At 63.9% G+C, this 15,439-nt stretch carries 15 protein-coding genes; 7 read left to right on the forward strand and 8 right to left on the reverse strand.

The features are described 5' to 3' along the window. From ACHFFA_RS03130 to ACHFFA_RS03145, 4 genes are all read right to left on the reverse strand, one after another. Positions 1 to 308, reverse strand: a 308-nt coding sequence (locus tag ACHFFA_RS03130; RefSeq protein ID WP_394269383.1) for a 2'-5' RNA ligase family protein, incomplete at its 3' end; no start/stop codon positions are given. After that, positions 309 to 1,277 carry an endolytic transglycosylase MltG gene (gene mltG / locus ACHFFA_RS03135; RefSeq protein ID WP_394269384.1) on the reverse strand — a complete coding sequence of 323 codons (969 nt, stop codon included), beginning with the start codon at positions 1,275 to 1,277 and terminating at the stop codon, positions 309 to 311. Between the two features lies 1 nt (position 1,278). Next, a complete protein-coding gene (fabF, locus tag ACHFFA_RS03140; protein WP_394269385.1) occupies positions 1,279 to 2,538 on the reverse strand; it encodes a beta-ketoacyl-ACP synthase II in 1,260 nt (419 codons plus the stop codon). A 136-nt stretch (positions 2,539 to 2,674) separates the two neighbouring features. After that, positions 2,675 to 2,911 carry an acyl carrier protein gene (locus ACHFFA_RS03145; protein WP_047805955.1) on the reverse strand — a complete coding sequence of 79 codons (237 nt, stop codon included), beginning with the start codon at positions 2,909 to 2,911 and terminating at the stop codon, positions 2,675 to 2,677. Positions 2,912 to 3,072: 161 nt separating this feature from the next. Here ACHFFA_RS03145 and ACHFFA_RS03150 point away from each other — a divergent pair, with 161 nt between their 5' ends. After that, positions 3,073 to 3,504 carry a PA2169 family four-helix-bundle protein gene (locus ACHFFA_RS03150; RefSeq protein WP_394269386.1) on the forward strand — a complete coding sequence of 144 codons (432 nt, stop codon included), beginning with the start codon at positions 3,073 to 3,075 and terminating at the stop codon, positions 3,502 to 3,504. An 89-nt stretch (positions 3,505 to 3,593) separates the two neighbouring features. Here the strand turns inward: ACHFFA_RS03150 and aspS are convergent, their stop codons facing one another. After that, complete coding sequence (aspS, locus tag ACHFFA_RS03155) at positions 3,594 to 5,429, reverse strand: aspartate--tRNA ligase (protein WP_394269387.1); 1,836 nt, start codon at positions 5,427 to 5,429, stop codon at positions 3,594 to 3,596. Between the two features lie 168 nt (positions 5,430 to 5,597). Here aspS and rnd point away from each other — a divergent pair, with 168 nt between their 5' ends. From rnd to ACHFFA_RS03170, 3 genes are all read left to right on the forward strand, one after another. Then, a complete protein-coding gene (gene rnd, locus ACHFFA_RS03160; protein WP_394269388.1) occupies positions 5,598 to 6,848 on the forward strand; it encodes a ribonuclease D in 1,251 nt (416 codons plus the stop codon). Between the two features lie 25 nt (positions 6,849 to 6,873). Next, on the forward strand, positions 6,874 to 7,782 hold the full coding sequence (locus tag ACHFFA_RS03165) for a LysR substrate-binding domain-containing protein (RefSeq protein ID WP_394269389.1): 909 nt from the start codon (positions 6,874 to 6,876) through the stop codon (positions 7,780 to 7,782). A 124-nt stretch (positions 7,783 to 7,906) separates the two neighbouring features. Further along, complete coding sequence (locus ACHFFA_RS03170) at positions 7,907 to 9,001, forward strand: DUF4932 domain-containing protein (protein WP_394269390.1); 1,095 nt, start codon at positions 7,907 to 7,909, stop codon at positions 8,999 to 9,001. Between the two features lie 89 nt (positions 9,002 to 9,090). Here the strand turns inward: ACHFFA_RS03170 and pgsA are convergent, their stop codons facing one another. Next, positions 9,091 to 9,684 (reverse strand): CDP-diacylglycerol--glycerol-3-phosphate 3-phosphatidyltransferase, encoded by a 594-nt coding sequence (gene pgsA, locus ACHFFA_RS03175; protein WP_394269391.1) that lies wholly within the window; start codon positions 9,682 to 9,684, stop codon positions 9,091 to 9,093. Positions 9,685 to 9,800: 116 nt separating this feature from the next. On the opposite strand from pgsA, the gene ACHFFA_RS03180 reads away from it, so the two are divergent. Next, positions 9,801 to 11,177, forward strand: a complete 1,377-nt coding sequence (locus ACHFFA_RS03180) for an MFS transporter (RefSeq protein ID WP_394269392.1) — start codon at positions 9,801 to 9,803, stop codon at positions 11,175 to 11,177. Positions 11,178 to 11,181: 4 nt separating this feature from the next. On the opposite strand, the gene ACHFFA_RS03185 is transcribed toward ACHFFA_RS03180, so the two are convergent. Further along, positions 11,182 to 11,376 (reverse strand): hypothetical protein, encoded by a 195-nt coding sequence (locus tag ACHFFA_RS03185; protein ID WP_394269393.1) that lies wholly within the window; start codon positions 11,374 to 11,376, stop codon positions 11,182 to 11,184. A gap of 145 nt (positions 11,377 to 11,521) precedes the next feature. Between ACHFFA_RS03185 and ACHFFA_RS03190 the strand changes: the two genes are divergently transcribed. Then, positions 11,522 to 13,189 carry a thiamine pyrophosphate-dependent enzyme gene (locus ACHFFA_RS03190; RefSeq protein WP_394269394.1) on the forward strand — a complete coding sequence of 556 codons (1,668 nt, stop codon included), beginning with the start codon at positions 11,522 to 11,524 and terminating at the stop codon, positions 13,187 to 13,189. Here ACHFFA_RS03190 and ACHFFA_RS03195 read toward each other — a convergent pair whose 3' ends face one another. Next, positions 13,190 to 13,600: an EVE domain-containing protein gene (locus tag ACHFFA_RS03195; protein WP_394269395.1), complete on the reverse strand. Its 411-nt coding sequence runs from the start codon at positions 13,598 to 13,600 to the stop codon at positions 13,190 to 13,192. Between the two features lie 140 nt (positions 13,601 to 13,740). Between ACHFFA_RS03195 and ACHFFA_RS03200 the strand changes: the two genes are divergently transcribed. Then, a complete protein-coding gene (locus ACHFFA_RS03200) occupies positions 13,741 to 15,417 on the forward strand; it encodes a putative bifunctional diguanylate cyclase/phosphodiesterase (protein ID WP_394269396.1) in 1,677 nt (558 codons plus the stop codon). Positions 15,418 to 15,439: the final 22 nt, after the last annotated feature.

The following is a 15,439-nucleotide window of genomic DNA, read 5'->3' on the forward strand; positions in this document are numbered from 1 at the left end:
ATGCGGTCGCGCAGCTCGAGCAGGCCGGGGCTCGACAGGCGGATTGCCGTCCCTCCGCCAAGCGGCATCAAACCTTCGATCCGGCCTGCAATCGGGGCGTGTTCGCCGGCCAGCTGCGCCAGATACCGCCGCGCCTCGGCCTCGCAATGGGCGGGAAGCGCGTGGAACAGCGTGACATGCGCATCGAGGTAGTTGCGTTCGGGCGGAAAATGCTCGCGGCGCAGGTTGGTGAACCGGCGGTGCAGTTCGGCGGGCAACATCGCCGTCAGGATCAGCGGGGCGTGCCCATCGCTGCCGGCGGCAGTCACCTAGAGTTCGCCCCGCTGGCGGCGGATGGCGAACCACTTGGCGACGTTGGCGTTATGTTGCTCCAGCGTTTCGGCGAAGGCATGCCCGCCGCTGCCGTCCGCCACCATATATCGCGCCTTGGTCGCCGCCGGATCGAGCACTGCAGCAATCGATTCGCGGCCCGGGTTGGTGATCGGCCCGCGAGGCAGGCCAGCCATCGAATAGGTGTTGTATCCGTTCACCGCATCGATCTCGGACCGGCGGATGCGGCGACCGAGCGGCTTTCCTTTGGTGATGGGATAGATGATCGTCGGATCGGCCTGAAGGCGCATGCCGTCCTTGAGGCGATTGGTGTAAAGCCCCGCAACCATCCGGCGTTCGCGCGGGACGCCCGTTTCCTTCTCGACGATAGAAGCCAGGACGACTGCTTCGTCCACCGTCCGCACCGCACTTGCCGCTGTCCGCCCGGGCCAGGCTTCGGCGAGATAGTCCTTCATCGCCTGCTGCATCCGGGCGACGACTGCCGCCCGGGTTTCGCCGCGTTCGAAATCGTAGCTGTCGGGCAGGATCGATCCCTCCGCCGGGACCGGAATGGTGCCGGCAAGAAGCGGTTCGGCCATCAACAATTCGTGAACCACGATGGACGGCGTGCCCTCGGGTATCGTGACGAGGCGGCGCATCGCTTCGCCGTGCTGCAAGGTATGGAGGATCCGCGCCGGGCTCGACCCCACCGGCAGCAGGAACTCGCCCGCCTTGATCGGATCGCCTGAACCCAGCAATCTGGCGCGCAACAGGAACGCATCGCTCGACGCGATCAGGCCCTGCTCTTCAAGATCGCGTGCCACGCTCGTCACCGTCGCGCCGGATTTGACGATGAAGCTCGTGTCCTTCCCGACATTGGCCCCGCCCCACCAGCCGGCGGCGAACCACACGGCCGCGATCAACGCGGCAGCGGCCACCGCAGCGATGGCCGCCTTCGCTCCGCGCATGTCAGGCGACTTTCGCGACGATCAGCGAGGCGTTGGTTCCCCCGAAGCCGAAACTGTTGTTGAGCGCCGCCACGACCTCACGCTTCTTCGCCGTATGGGGGACGAGGTCGACGCCCTCGGTGCCCTCGTCAGGATCGTCGAGATTGAGCGTCGGCGGGACGATCTGATCGCGAATGGCGAGGATGCAGAAGATCGTCTCGACTGCGCCGGCGCCGCCCAGAAGGTGGCCGATCGCCGATTTGGTGCTGCTCATCGAGGCACCGCACAAATCGTCGCCCAGCACGCGCTTGACCGCGGCGAGTTCGATCGTGTCGGCCATCGTGCTCGTGCCGTGGGCGTTGACGTAATCGATATCGCACGCCTCGAGACCGGCCTTGCGCAGCGCCATACGCATGGCGAGTTCCGCACCCTTGCCTTCGGGATGGGGCGCGGTGACATGATAGGCGTCGCCCGAGAGGCCGTAGCCGACCACCTCGGCATAGATTTTCGCGCCGCGCGCCCTGGCATGCTCGTATTCCTCGAGCACGACGACGCCTGCCCCTTCGCCCAGCACAAAACCATCGCGGTTCTTGTCGTAGGGACGGCTGGCCTTTTCGGGCGTGTCGTTCATGCTGGTGTTGAGCGCGCGCGCCTGCGCGAAGCCGGCGACGCCCAGCGGGTCGATCGTGCTTTCCGCCCCGCCCGCCACCATGATGTCGGCATCTCCGTCCTTAATCATGCGCGCGGCATCGCCGATCGCATGGGCGCCCGACGAGCAGGCCGTGACGACCGCATGGTTCGGTCCCATCAGGCCATAACGGATCGATATCTGCCCGCTGATGAGATTGATCAGCCGCCCATGGACGAAATGCGGGCTGACCCTGCCGGGGCCGCGTTCATGCAGATTGACCGATTCCGCTTCGATTCCAGGCAAGCCTCCGATGCCCGACCCCATGGTCACGCCGGCGCGTTCCTTCAGCGCCTCGTCCATCTCGTCGAGCCCCGCATCCTCGAGTGCCTGACCGGCGGCGTCGAGGCCATAGACGATCATCGGATCGACCTGCCGCTGTATCTTGTGATCGATCCGCTTGTCGGGGTCGAAGCCGAACTCGTGATCCTTGGGCTTCACCTCGCAGGCGATCTGCGCCTTCTGGTCAGACGCATCGAACCGGGTGATCGGGCCCGCCCCGCTCTTGCCGGCGAGGATATTGGCCCATGTCGTTTCCACGTCACTGCCAAGCGGGGTGACGAGCCCCAAACCGGTTACGACCACTCGACGCATGCTATTCTCCGCAAAAACAGGACAGGCCCAACCCATCGAGGGCTGAGCCTGTCAACTCCGTGCCGTACCTTCCCGCGCCGGGCCGGAAGGAAGGCCAACCCTGCGAAACGCGCGGGGCCAAAGGAACCCTAGGCGATCAGCCCTTGTGCTCTTCGATATACTTGGTGGCGTCGCCCACCGTGGTGATCTTCTCGGCCGCATCGTCGGGGATTTCCACGCCAAACTCTTCCTCGAAGGCCATCACCAGTTCGACGATGTCGAGGCTGTCGGCACCAAGATCGTCGATGAAGCTTGCGTCCTGGGTGACCTTGTCGGCCTCGACACCCAAATGCTCGACGACAATCTTCTGCACGCGGTCGGCAGTATCACTCATTACGGTCCCTCTCATTGATGGGGGTTCAAATTGGCTTTCGCCCTAATGAACGGCGTCACTCGGCGCAAGAGCGGTTCGCCCCCGGGACGCTTCGCCGCAGAACCCAATAGCTGTCTCGCGCGTATGCATACTGTAGCAACAACCGAAGGACTTTCAATTTCATGAGTACCACGACGTTCAAAAGCCTCACCGACACCACGTTCGATTCGGTCAGCGGCTATCGCAAGGCGATGGAGAAAGCCAACGACCCCAAGCTCAAGCAGGCCCTGCAGGAACGCCTGACGAAGCGCGAGCAGACCTTGCAGAAGCTGAATGCCGAACTGCAGCGTCAGGGTGACGAGGTCGTGACCAAGGGTTCGGTCGCGGGCAGCCTGCACCGGGTGTGGACCGACATCACCGACGCCTTCGAAAACGGCGATGAAGCCGCGGCAGAGCGGGTCGAGGAAGGCGAGGACTATCTCAAGGAAAAGTTCGACGCCGCGCTGAAGAGCGGCAACCTCCATCCCGAGGAGCAGGCGATCGTCCAGGCCTGCTATGCCGAGATCGTTGAAGGCGAACGCTTCGGCAACATGATCGAGAAGCAGTACGACTGATCTGCATCGCAGCCGCGGATGCATGATGTCGGGGGGTGCGGGATCGGTCCCGCGCCTCCTTTTTCTTGCCCGCCTGACCGCCTGGCCGCCTAGCCCGCGTCGGGCGCGACCGTTTCCCCTGCCGGCATGGCGGCCGAACGCTCCGTCGCCTCCCGTGCGGCGGGGGAGAGTTGGATATTCAGCTCACGCAGCTGCTTTGCGGCCACCCGCGAAGGGGCGCCCATCATCAGGTCCTGTGCGCGCTGGTTCATCGGGAAGGCGATCACCTCGCGGATGTTGGGTTCGTCGGCGAGCAGCATCACGATCCGGTCGATCCCAGGGGCCGAACCGCCGTGCGGCGGCGCGCCCAGCTTGAACGCCTCGATCATTCCGGAGAAATTCGCGTCCACATCGGCCTGTGAATAGCCGGCGATCTCGAACGCCTTGTACATGATTTCAGGCTTGTGATTCCGGATCGCGCCACTCGACAGTTCGTAGCCGTTGCAGACGATGTCGTACTGCCAGGCCTTGATATCGAGGGGGTCCTGCGTTTCCAGCGCCTCCATCTCGCCCTGCGGCATCGAGAACGGGTTGTGGCTGAAGTCGATCTTCTTCGCGTCCTCGTCATACTCGAACATCGGGAAATCGACGATCCAGCAGAACTTGAAGCAGCCTTCCTCGATCAGCCCCAGTTCCTCGGCCACGCGGGTGCGGGCAGCGCCCGCCAGCTTGGCCGCATCCTTTTCCTTGCCGGCAGCGAAGAAAAGGCCGTCGTTCTCGCCCAGCCCCAGTTCGCCGTAGAGCGCCTCCATGCCCTCGGCGCCGTGATTCTTGGCGATCGGGCCGCCGAACTCGCCACCCTTGCGGGTGACATAGCCCAGCCCGGCGAACCCCTCGCGCCGCGCCCAGTCGTTCATGTCGTCGAAGAACTTGCGGCTCTTTTCGTGCGTCGCGGGGGCCGGAATCACCCGCACCGCCCCGCCCCCGCCGACAATCTTCTCGAACAGGCCGAACCCGCTCTTCGTGAAATGCGAGGTGACATCGGTGATGATCAGCGGGTTGCGCAGGTCGGGCTTGTCGCTGCCATATTTCAGCATCGCTTCGGCATAGGGGATCCGCGGGAAGGTGCCGGCAGGAGTCACGCTCTTGCCCGCGCCAAACTCCTCGAACACGCCGGCGAGCACCGGCTCGATCGCCTGGAACACATCTTCCTGGGTGACGAAGCTCATCTCGAAGTCGAGCTGGTAGAACTCGGGGCTGCGATCGGCGCGCAGGTCTTCGTCGCGGAAGCATGGTGCGATCTGGAAATAGCGGTCGAACCCGGCCACCATCAGGAGCTGCTTGAACATCTGCGGCGCCTGGGGGAGCGCGTAGAAGCGGCCCGGATGGAGACGGCTGGGCACGAGATAGTCGCGTGCGCCCTCGGGGCTGGATGCGCCCAGTATCGGGGTCTGGAACTCGCTGAAGCCCTGATCGGTCATGCGGCGGCGCAGGCTCTGGATCACCCGGTTGCGCAGCATGATGTTGGCGTGCACCCGCTCGCGCCGGAGGTCGATGAAGCGATATTTGAGGCGGGTTTCTTCCGGATAATCGTCTGCCTGGTTGACAATCAGCGGCAGGTCGTCCGCGCGGCTCTGGACCACGGCGGAACGGGCGAACACCTCGATCTCCCCGGTGGGCAAGTTCGCATTGACCGCCGCCCCGTCACGCGCCTTCACCTCGCCATCGATCGTGACGACCGATTCCAGCTTCAGCTTGTCGAGCAGCGGCAGTGCCTCGCTGTCGCTGTCGGCAACGATCTGGGTGATGCCGTAGTGATCGCGCAGGTCGACGAACAGGACGCCGCCATGGTCGCGCTTATTATGGACCCAGCCTGACAGGCGGACGCTCTGGCCCACATCGTCCTTGGAGAGAGCGGCACAGGTATGGGTACGGTAGGCGTGCATTGAAAACTTTCCAATTTACGGGCTATGGCGTTAGGGCGCGGCGGGGCTGGCCGTGACGTGCGCATCTAGCAGGAAACGCGCGCGCTAACAGGACAAGGCCGCCGTTTTGTCAAGACGCGCACAGGCGCGGGCGGCGATGGCCACCGCGCAGTCGGAAAAAAGAACAAGATGATTATACACGATCTGATCACCGATACGCCGACCCTCGCGGACCTGTGCGAACGGCTGGCGCAGCACGACTTCGTTTGCGTCGACACCGAATTCATGCGCGAAAATACCTATTTCCCCGAGCTGTGCCTGATACAGATCGGCAACGAGGACGAAGCGGCCGCGATCGATCCGCTGGCCGAGGGGCTGGACCTCAAGCCGCTGTGGGACCTGCTGTGCGACAACGAGGACGTGCTCAAGGTCTTCCACGCCGGCGGACAGGACGTGGAGATCGTCTACAATTTCACCGGGCGCACTCCGCATCCCATCTTCGACACCCAGATCGCGATGATGGCGATCAGCCAGTCAGAACAGATCGGCTATGCCAATCTCGTGGAAAGCTGGCTTGGCCTGACGATCGACAAGGGCGCACGCTTTACCGACTGGAGCCGCCGCCCGTTGACAGAACGGCAGATCGAATACGCCATCGGCGATGTCACTCACCTGGCCAAGATCTTCCCGCGTATCCTCAAGAAGCTGATCAAGACCGGGCGCGGCGCTTGGCTTGACGCCGAAATGGAAAAGCTCGCCGATCCGGCCAACTATGCCAACGACGCCGATCTTGCATGGCAGCGTATCCGCTCGCCGGGACGCAATCCGGCGGTCCTCGGGCGGCTGAAGGCGCTGGCCGCATGGCGCGAGGACGAGGCGCGGCGCAAGAACATCCCGCGCGGGCGCATCATGCGCGACGAGACGCTGGCAGATATCGCCAGCCATCCGCCCAAGAAGCAGCCCGATCTCGCGAAGGTGCGGGGCCTGTCCAACGCCTGGCACGACAACGACATCGGCAAGCGGCTGATGAAGGTCCTCGACGAGGCCGAGCCGCTCCCGAAGGACGAGATGCCCGACAAGCCCAAGCGCGGTGCCCCGCTGGGCAAGGAAGGCGCGCTGGTGGGCGACCTGCTCAAGCTGCTGCTCAAGATTCGCGCCCGGGACATCGATGTCGCTGCCCGGCTGTTGACGCGGACCGAGGAAATGGAAGCGCTGGCCGCCGGGGTGCGCAACCTTCCAATCCTCGAAGGCTGGCGCTACGAGGTGTTCGGCAAGGACGCGCTCGACCTCGTCGAAGGCAAGCTTGCCTTCGCGGTTCAGAACGGCCGCCTCAAGATGACCCATGTCGACGACGTGGCCGACGATATGGCTGCGCCGGCGGAGGCGCCTGACGAGACGCCACGCGAACCAGCCGGAGACACGGCCGAGGTGGCCGAGTGATACGGTCCCTGGCGGGGGCGGTTGCATGAGCACCTACCTTCCCACCATCAAGCAGCTGCAATATCTCGCTGCGCTGCACGAACACGGTCATTTTGGCCGCGCGGCAGAAGCAAGCTTCGTTTCGCAATCGACCCTGTCGGCGGGCATTCGCGAACTCGAATCCCTGCTTGGCGTAACGCTGGTCGAGCGCAGCCGGCGGGTCGTCCGCTTCACCGCGCTGGGCAATCAGGTGGTGGAAAAGGCGCATCGCATCCTGCGCGAGGCGGAGGAACTTGCCGATCTCGTCCAGGCCTCGGGCAAGCCGCTTGCCGGACAGTTGCGGATGAGCGTCATCCCCACCATCGCGCCCTTCATCCTCCCGCGGCTGCTCCCCCGCCTGCGCCGCGAGCGGCCCGATCTGGAGCTTCTGCTGCGCGAGGAAACCAGCCAGGATGCGGTCGAATCGTTGCAACAGGGGCGGGTCGATTGCGTGCTGCTCGCCCTGCCCTTCCCGACCGGCGACGTCGAGATGGCGCACATCCGCGAGGATGAACTCTACATCGCCTTTCCCAAGGGCGATCCGCGCGACCCGCCCGAGATCATTCCGCCCAGCATGGTCGAGACGATGACCGCGGGCGGAAGGCTGCTGTTGCTGGAAGACGGGCATTGCCTCAAGGAACATGCGCTGGCCGCCTGCAACCGTCCGGAACTGCGCGCCTCGGCGGCGATGATCGCCACGAGCCTGCATACTCTGGTCCAGCTGGTGGACAATGGCCTCGGGCTGACGATGCTGCCGCAGATGGCACTCGAGGCAGGTATCCTCGACGGGACCCGCGTCATCGCCCGCCCCCTCAAGAGCAAGGCTGCCAGCCGCGAGATCGCGCTGATCTGGCGCAAGAACTCACCGCGGCGGGATGATTTCGAACTGCTGGCAGATGAGCTGCGGGCGGGGTGAGGTGCGGTCTGGGTGATGACAAATTGCGATCGCGTTGCGGGCGTTGTGGCTTGCGGCCCGTCGAAGCTTTCCGGAGCTAACGAGTTCTGATAACCGGCAACTTTCACACATTGGGAGGGGTGGAATGCGTATTGCGGCAGTTTCGCTGCTGGCGATGGCAAGCCAAGCCTGTCTTCCTGTGGAAGAGCCGAAAATCTCACCGGCTTCCCAAACCACCGTTACGGTCGATCAACGGATCGAGCTTATGGGGGTCATACAGTATTTGTCGGGCTACTTCCTCGTCTCCTATCTCGATTCCCAATACAAGCGCGACGCAGCAAGCTTTTTTGCAGCCTGTTCCAGCCATGCTGCGGTGACAAAATTTGCAAAGCTTTCTGCGAGCGGGTTCGACTTCAACAATGTCCCTGAAGCCTTCATCTCGCTTTCGGAGCCTCCGGAGCTCCACCCTCGGTTCCCGTTGGGCGACAGCGTAATCGCCAGCGCTGGCGGTGCGGAAAGCCTTGCCGATTTCTGGGCTTCAGCGCGTGATTTTGCGCAAGACTGTCGGTTCGACGAATTCTATGCCTCCCATCAGCCGGAATACGAGCAGATGGTCGCACGGTCTCGGCCGACGGTCTTGGCTTCAATGAGTTCCCTGATTGCTTACCTCGGGACACCGCTCGGCTCGACGAAGGTTATTCTTGGGCCGCTTCTGCACGACGGCGGCTTTGCCACTCGCATCGACAACGAGGGAGGCCAGACGGCTGCAATTGCATTTATCGGGCCGAACGCAATCACGGCAGGATCCGTCGATTTCGGGGAGGCCGCAAGGCTTCAGCCCCTGGTGGCTCACGAGTTTGCTCATACTGTGATCAATCCGCTGACGGCGAACTATGGCTCACAAGTCGCTGCAACTGCCGAGAACTTCGAGCCGCTTCGCGAAGCAATGCGCCGTGAAGGCTATTCGACTTGGGATCAGGTGATCAATGAGAGCATCATCAGATCGATCACTTCTCGGCTCACGGCTGCCGATCGGGGAGAGAAGGCCGCAAATGCCGAAATCGCCGAGGATGTGAGGCGCGGCTTCGTCTATGTTCCTGCGCTCGTGGACGCGCTTCGGCGCTACGAGGGGAGCCGCGATGTCAACGCGAACATCGAAGATTTCTACCCCAACCTTTTGAATATATTCAAGCAATCATCAGCCGGTCTTTTGGCCCCGGTTACGACGAACGGCACATAGTGGGCTGAAGCGCCGCCATTCGCCTTCCCACTTAATAGCGGACTCGACCTTCTGTCGCCACAGAGAGGACACCAACGACCTGGCGCACCTCAATCCATATGCCGCAATCCAACTCGCAGATAATCCCACCCCGTCACCACAGTCAGGATCGCTGCCGCCCATAGCGTCGTCAGGCCCACCGTGTGCGGCACGTTCGCCTCGACTGCGCCCACCATCACGTTCCACTGCGGCAGCCCGCGCCCGAGGATCAGCGCGCCGAGCGCGATCATCTGGAAGGTGGTCTTCCATTTCGCCAGCCGGCTTACTGGGACCGAAACCTGCAGCGGCCCGAGGAATTCGCGCAATCCGGAGACCGCGATCTCGCGCATCAGGATGATGAGACCAGCGATCACATGCGCGTCGCCAACATAGGGCCCGCGCAGCACGCCTTGTGCTGCGAGCACGAGGATCACCGCCGCGACCATGATCTTGTCGGCGATGGGATCGAGGAAGATGCCCAGTTTCGAGACCGTCCCGCTGGTACGGGCGAAATAGCCATCGAAATAATCGGTGATACCCATGAGGCAGTACAAGACGAAGGCGGCAAGATAGCCCGCCTCCCACCCCGGCCACCACAGCAGGAAGGCGAGCAGCGGGATCGCGACGATGCGCGACAGGGTGAGGATGTTGGGCAGGCTCATCATGGACAGCCCCGCCCTAGCGCGTCCCGCCGCGCCGCAAAAGACGCGCTTTGTCCTTGTCCCGCGATGCCACCGCGCTACGGATGCTGACCAGGCGAGAGGTTTCCTTTCGGGGGGTCATGACAACATCAACGCATCTATTGCGCCAGCGGCGGTTCCTGCCGTTGTTCGTGACGCAGCTGTTCAACGCCTTCAACGACAACCTCTACAAGACGGCGATGGTGCTGTTCGTCGTCTACACGATCTACAATTCGGAAGAGGCCGAAGGGATGTTCTCGGCCGTCGCGTCGGGCGTGTTCATCCTGCCGTTCTTCCTGCTCTCCGCCCTTGCCGGCCAGCTCGCTGACATGCGGGACAAGGCGGCAATCATCCGAAGGGTAAAGGCGGCCGAAATCGCCATCATGCTGGTCGGGGCGGCGGGACTGCTCGTCGCCTGGCAGGACGCCGTTTGTGCCGGCGGCGATGCGCGCTGCGTGTTCGTGCCCCCGTCGGTCATTGCCGACGCTGCGATCCCGCTGCTGCTCGTCGCCCTGTTCGGCATGGGGGTGCACTCGACCTTCTTCGGCCCGATCAAGTACGCAATCCTGCCGCAGCACCTGCACAAGGACGAGGTGCTGGCCGGCACCGGGCTGGTCGAGGCCGGTACCTATATCGCGATCCTTTCAGGGACCATCCTGGCCGGCTGGATCGAGGTGGAGATAGCCGCCATCGCCATCTTGCTGGTGGCCGTGGTAGGCTGGCTCGTCAGCCTCAAGGTGCCCCCCGCCCCGCCCCAGGGAACGCCCGAAAAGCTCGACTGGCACATCGTGCGCGCCTCGATCCGGCTGGTGCGCGACACGATGCATAACCGCGAAATCTATTACGCCATTCTCGCAATCAGCTTCTTCTGGACCATCGGAGCGGTGCTGTTCATCCAGTTCCCGCCGCTGGCCAAGAACGTGCTGATGGCCAGCAAAGAGGTGGCGAGCCTGTTTCTGGTCGTTTTCTCGATCGGGGTTGCGATCGGGTCGGTGGCGATCAACGCGCTGCTCAAGGGCACGGTTTCGGCGCGCTATGCGCCGGCCTCGGTGATCGCGATGGGAGTGTTCGTGCTGGCGTTCTATCTTGCAGCCAAGCTGTGGGCGAAGGATCAGCCGACCAGCCTGCTCGATGTCGGCCAGTTCCTCGCCTGGCCGATGGCGACCGCGATCCTTCTGACCTTGCTGGGGATCGCGATTGCTGGGGGGATGTTCGTCGTCCCGCTCTACGCCTTCCTGACCACCCGCGCCGCGCCCGAGAAAGCGTCGCGGACGATCGCTGCCAACAATATCGTCAATTCCGGCGCGATGGTCGCTGGATCGCTGCTGGCGACGGGGATGAGCGCGGCAGGTGTGCCGATCGTCGAGCAGGTGCTGCTGTGCGCGGCGATGTGCCTGATATCGGCGTGGCTGGGTTGGCGGCTGCTGCAGGCCGAACGATCCGCAGCGGCAGGAGCCGCGCCGCAAATCGCCGCCTGACCTGTCAGGCGATGAAGGCCAGCACCGCGGCGAAGGTGGCGAAATAGGTCGTCGCGGCGCCGCGGACATCGCCCGCCGTCAGCTTCCAGTCCTGCGGCCCGTCATTTGCCAGATCCGCGAACAAACCGCGACGGGTGGGGAGCATGGTCCGCAGCCAGTGGCGGCGACCTTCGTTGGTAAGAACAAGTGCGCGTCTCATGATGCGGAGTTAACGAATCTTTTACCATTGCGGTCCTGCGATTTGAAAAGGTGTCGTATTGCGGGACAGCGGCGTTTCTCCTGCGGATAATCGGAACCGCAATCGCGTGATTGCCACCGGCAGCCCCCGGGCCTACTCGCGAGGGATGACAGCCAAGCCCACGCCCGCCGCGGCCCGCCTGATCGTCGATTGCCTCACGGCGCAGGGGTGCGATCGCATCTTCACCGTGCCCGGCGAAAGCTTTCTCCAGGTGCTCGATGCGCTCGGCACGACGCCCGAGATCGACGTCGTGACCTGCCGTCAGGAAGGGGGTGCAGCCTTCATGGCCTGTGCGGACGGAGCAATGACAGGGCGGCCCGGCATTGCCTTCGTCACCCGTGGCCCGGGCGCGACCAACGCCAGCATCGGTGTGCACGTCGCCTTTCAAGATTCGCACCCGATGATCCTGTTCGTCGGCGATGTCGCCTCCACCATGCGCGACCGCGAAGGATTTCAGGAGATCGACTTTCCCGCATTCTTCGGCCCGATCGCCAAATGGGCAGCGCGGATCGACCATGCCGATCGCATTCCCGAATATATCGCCCGGGCCTATGCCACCGCGATGTCGGGAAGACCGGGGCCGGTCGTGCTTGCCCTGCCCGAGGACATGCTTGATCGGGACACGTCGTCCCGCCCCCGGGCACGTGTCGTCCCGCCGCCGCAGACCCCCGCACCCGAAGCCTTGCAGACATTGGCGGCGCTGGTGGCGGACGCTGCCGAACCGCTGGCCATCGTCGGCGGGGCCGGCTGGGATGCCTGCGCGCGCGAGCATTTTCAGCGCTATGCCGAACGGATCGGCCTGCCCGTTGCCACCGCATTCCGGCGGCAGGATGCGATCTCCTCGGCCTCCCCTGTCTATGCCGGCAGCCTCGGCTACGGCCCGAACCCCGCGCTGGTCGAGCGCGTCAAGCGAGCCGATCTGCTGCTGGTCGTAGGGGCGCGGCTGGGCGAGGCGACGACGGATGGGTACACCGTCCCCCCGCTGGACGATGCGGGGCGGACGCTGATCCATGTCCATCCCGATCCTTGCGAGCTGAACCGGGTCTACCGTGCCGACCTTGCGATCTGTGCGGATATGGCGGAATTCGCCGAAAGCCTGGCGCTATGGGCGGACGAGGACACGATCGATTTCGACGCTGGCCCTGCCGCCCATGCCGAATGGGACGAATGGGCCACGCCCCGGCCCAATGGCCACGCGCTCGACATGGGGCAGGCAGTAGCCTTCATGCGTGAGGCCTTGCCGGCCGATACCATCGTTTGCAACGGTGCGGGCAATTTTGCCGGCTGGTGGCATCGCTACTGGCGCTATGACGGGTGGCCGAGCCAGCTCGCCCCGACCTGCGGCGCGATGGGCTATGGCGTCCCGGCGGCCATCGCGGCCAGCCTGCGATACCCCGAACGCACCGTCGTGGCCGTGGCGGGGGATGGCGATTTCCTCATGAACGGGCAGGAACTTGCGACCGCGGTCCAGCATGGGGCGAACCTCATCGTGATCGTCGTCGACAATGGCGCCTACGGGACCATCCGGATGCATCAGGAACGCGAATTTCCAGGTGAGGACCGCATCAGTGCCACCCGGCTGGACAATCCCGACTTCGCGGCCTTGGCGGCCGCCTATGGCGCGTGGAGCGCTTACGCCGACAATGACGAGACGTTCCGCTCCGCACTGACCGAGGCGAAGACGCGCGGCGGACTGCGGCTGATCCATTGCAAGATCGATATCGAGCAGCTCGCGGCCAGCGGCATCACTGTCAGCGCCCTGCGCGCGAAATAGTCATTCGCCGGCAAGGGCAAGAATGATTTTCCATTCCCCGGGCGTAATCTGCGCCACCGACAGGCGCGAATATTTGACCAGCTCGCAATCCTTAAGGCGCTCGTCCGCCTTGATCGTCTTGAGTGTGACCGGCCGGGGCAGCTTGCGCAGCGGCCGGACCTTGACCGCCGCCCATTTGCCGCTCTCGTCGGTCGGATCCGAAAGGCCGGCCTCGCTCACTTCCATCACGCCGACGATCTCGAGCCCGATGTTCGAGTGATAGAAGAACGCCTGATCGCCTACTTCCATCGCGGCAAGGTTGTTCTTGGCGCGGTGGTTGCGCACCCCGTCCCACACGCCTTCCCCTTCGCTGACGAGATCGTCCCAGCCATAGACGTCGGGTTCGGATTTCATCAGCCAGTAGTGTGCCATCGGTTCGGTATCCTTCCCTCGATCGGTGGTCGCTATGGCTGCGAACCGCCACCTTCTCAACCGCCACGGGAGCGCCGGGGAGTTAACCGCTTTTTAGGTGCCCTTTCGTAGATCGCACTTTCCGGTCGATTGGGGGATCAATGGGCAATCGCAACGCAGGAACCAGTGTCGAAAGCAGGCTTCTGGCTGTGGCCCAAGCGCCGACTGCGGTTCACGATCGCCTTACGCTCGCCATCGCTTTGGCCGCGATCGTGCTGTTCACCGTTACCGCGGGCACGGTTCTGCCGCATCTGGTCCGCGCCTGGAACGGCGAGGCCGAAGCGCCGGACCTTGCGTTGACCAATGCACTGCTGCTGAACGTGGCGCTGATCCTGATGGGCTGGCACCGCTACAAGCGCCTCTCGGCCGAACTGGCCGAACGCCGTGTATCCGAAGAACAGATGCGGCGTCTGGCCGAACACGATCCGCTGACCGGGTGCCTTAATCGGCGCAGCTTCGCCAACGCCGCCGCCGCGGCCATCACCGCCCGCGGCGGAACGGCCCTGGACCATGCGGCGATCGTCATCGACCTCGACAATTTCAAGCAGGTGAACGACCTCAACGGGCATGCTGCCGGCGATGCGGTGCTATCGCTGATTGCCGGCCGTCTGGGCGAACTGCTTCCGCCCGATGCACTGCTGGCCCGGCTTGGCGGCGACGAGTTCGTCTGCCTCGTCCCTTACCGCCGGGGCCAGACCGGCGAAGTCGACGATCTGGCCGCGTCGCTTCTGTCACAGATACCCGGCACCGCCGCTGACGGCAGCCTGCCGGTTGAGGTTACCCTGTCGCTGGGCATCGCGACCACCGCCCATCTGACGGACGAGGATCGCACCGCGGGCAATGCCGAACGGCTGATGCACAAGGCCGACATCGCGATGTATCACGCCAAGAAGAAGGGCAAGAACCGCTACTTCTGGTTCGAGGATGCGATGGAGTGCGAACTGCGCTTTCGCAACGAACTGGAAGCCGGCATTCGCAAGGGCATCGCGAACGGCGAATTCGTTCCGTATTACGAACAGCAGGTCGATCTCGAAACCGGGAGGATCGCGGGGTTCGAAATGCTGGCACGCTGGCAATCACCCGAACTGGGCCTGGTCGGCCCCGATATATTCATTCCCATCGCCGAAGAGATCGGCGCGATCACGGAATTGAGCGAACAGCTTATCACCCGGGCCTTTGCCGATGCGCTTGAATGGGACGAGACGCTGACCCTGTCGGTCAATATCTCGCCCGTCCAGATGCGCGATCCGTGGTTCGCGCAGAAGATCCTCAAGCTCTTGGTGACGCACGGCTTTCCGCCCCAGCGGCTCGACATCGAGGTGACCGAAAGCTGCCTGCACGACAATGTCGGGCTGGTCCGGACGATGATCACGAGCCTGCGCAATCAGGGTGTACGGGTCAGCCTTGACGATTTCGGCACCGGCTATTCCAGCCTGTCGCAATTGCGCAGCCTGCCGTTCGACCGGCTCAAGATCGATCGCAGCTTCATCGGCGAACTGCGCCGCGAAGGCGACAGTGTGCAGCTGGTCGACGCGATCGTCTCGATGGGCCGCGGCCTCAAGCTGCCCATTACCGCCGAAGGCATCGAGGACGAAACCGTGCTCGAGGCCTTGCGCCGGATGGGGACCATGAAGGGTCAGGGGTATCACTACGGCCGTCCCGAGCCGGCCGAGGACGTTCGCAAGCGGCTGGCCACGGCAGGGTTGCTGCGTGCCTCCACCACCGCCGAGACGCCGGGCGAATGCACCCCGGCCGGGCAGGAGATGCGCGCGGTCTGATACTGGACGCCCCGCGCCGCAA

It is taken from the genome of Qipengyuania sp. (genome assembly GCF_043423005.1).
Classification (GTDB): Bacteria; Pseudomonadota; Alphaproteobacteria; order Sphingomonadales; family Sphingomonadaceae; genus Qipengyuania.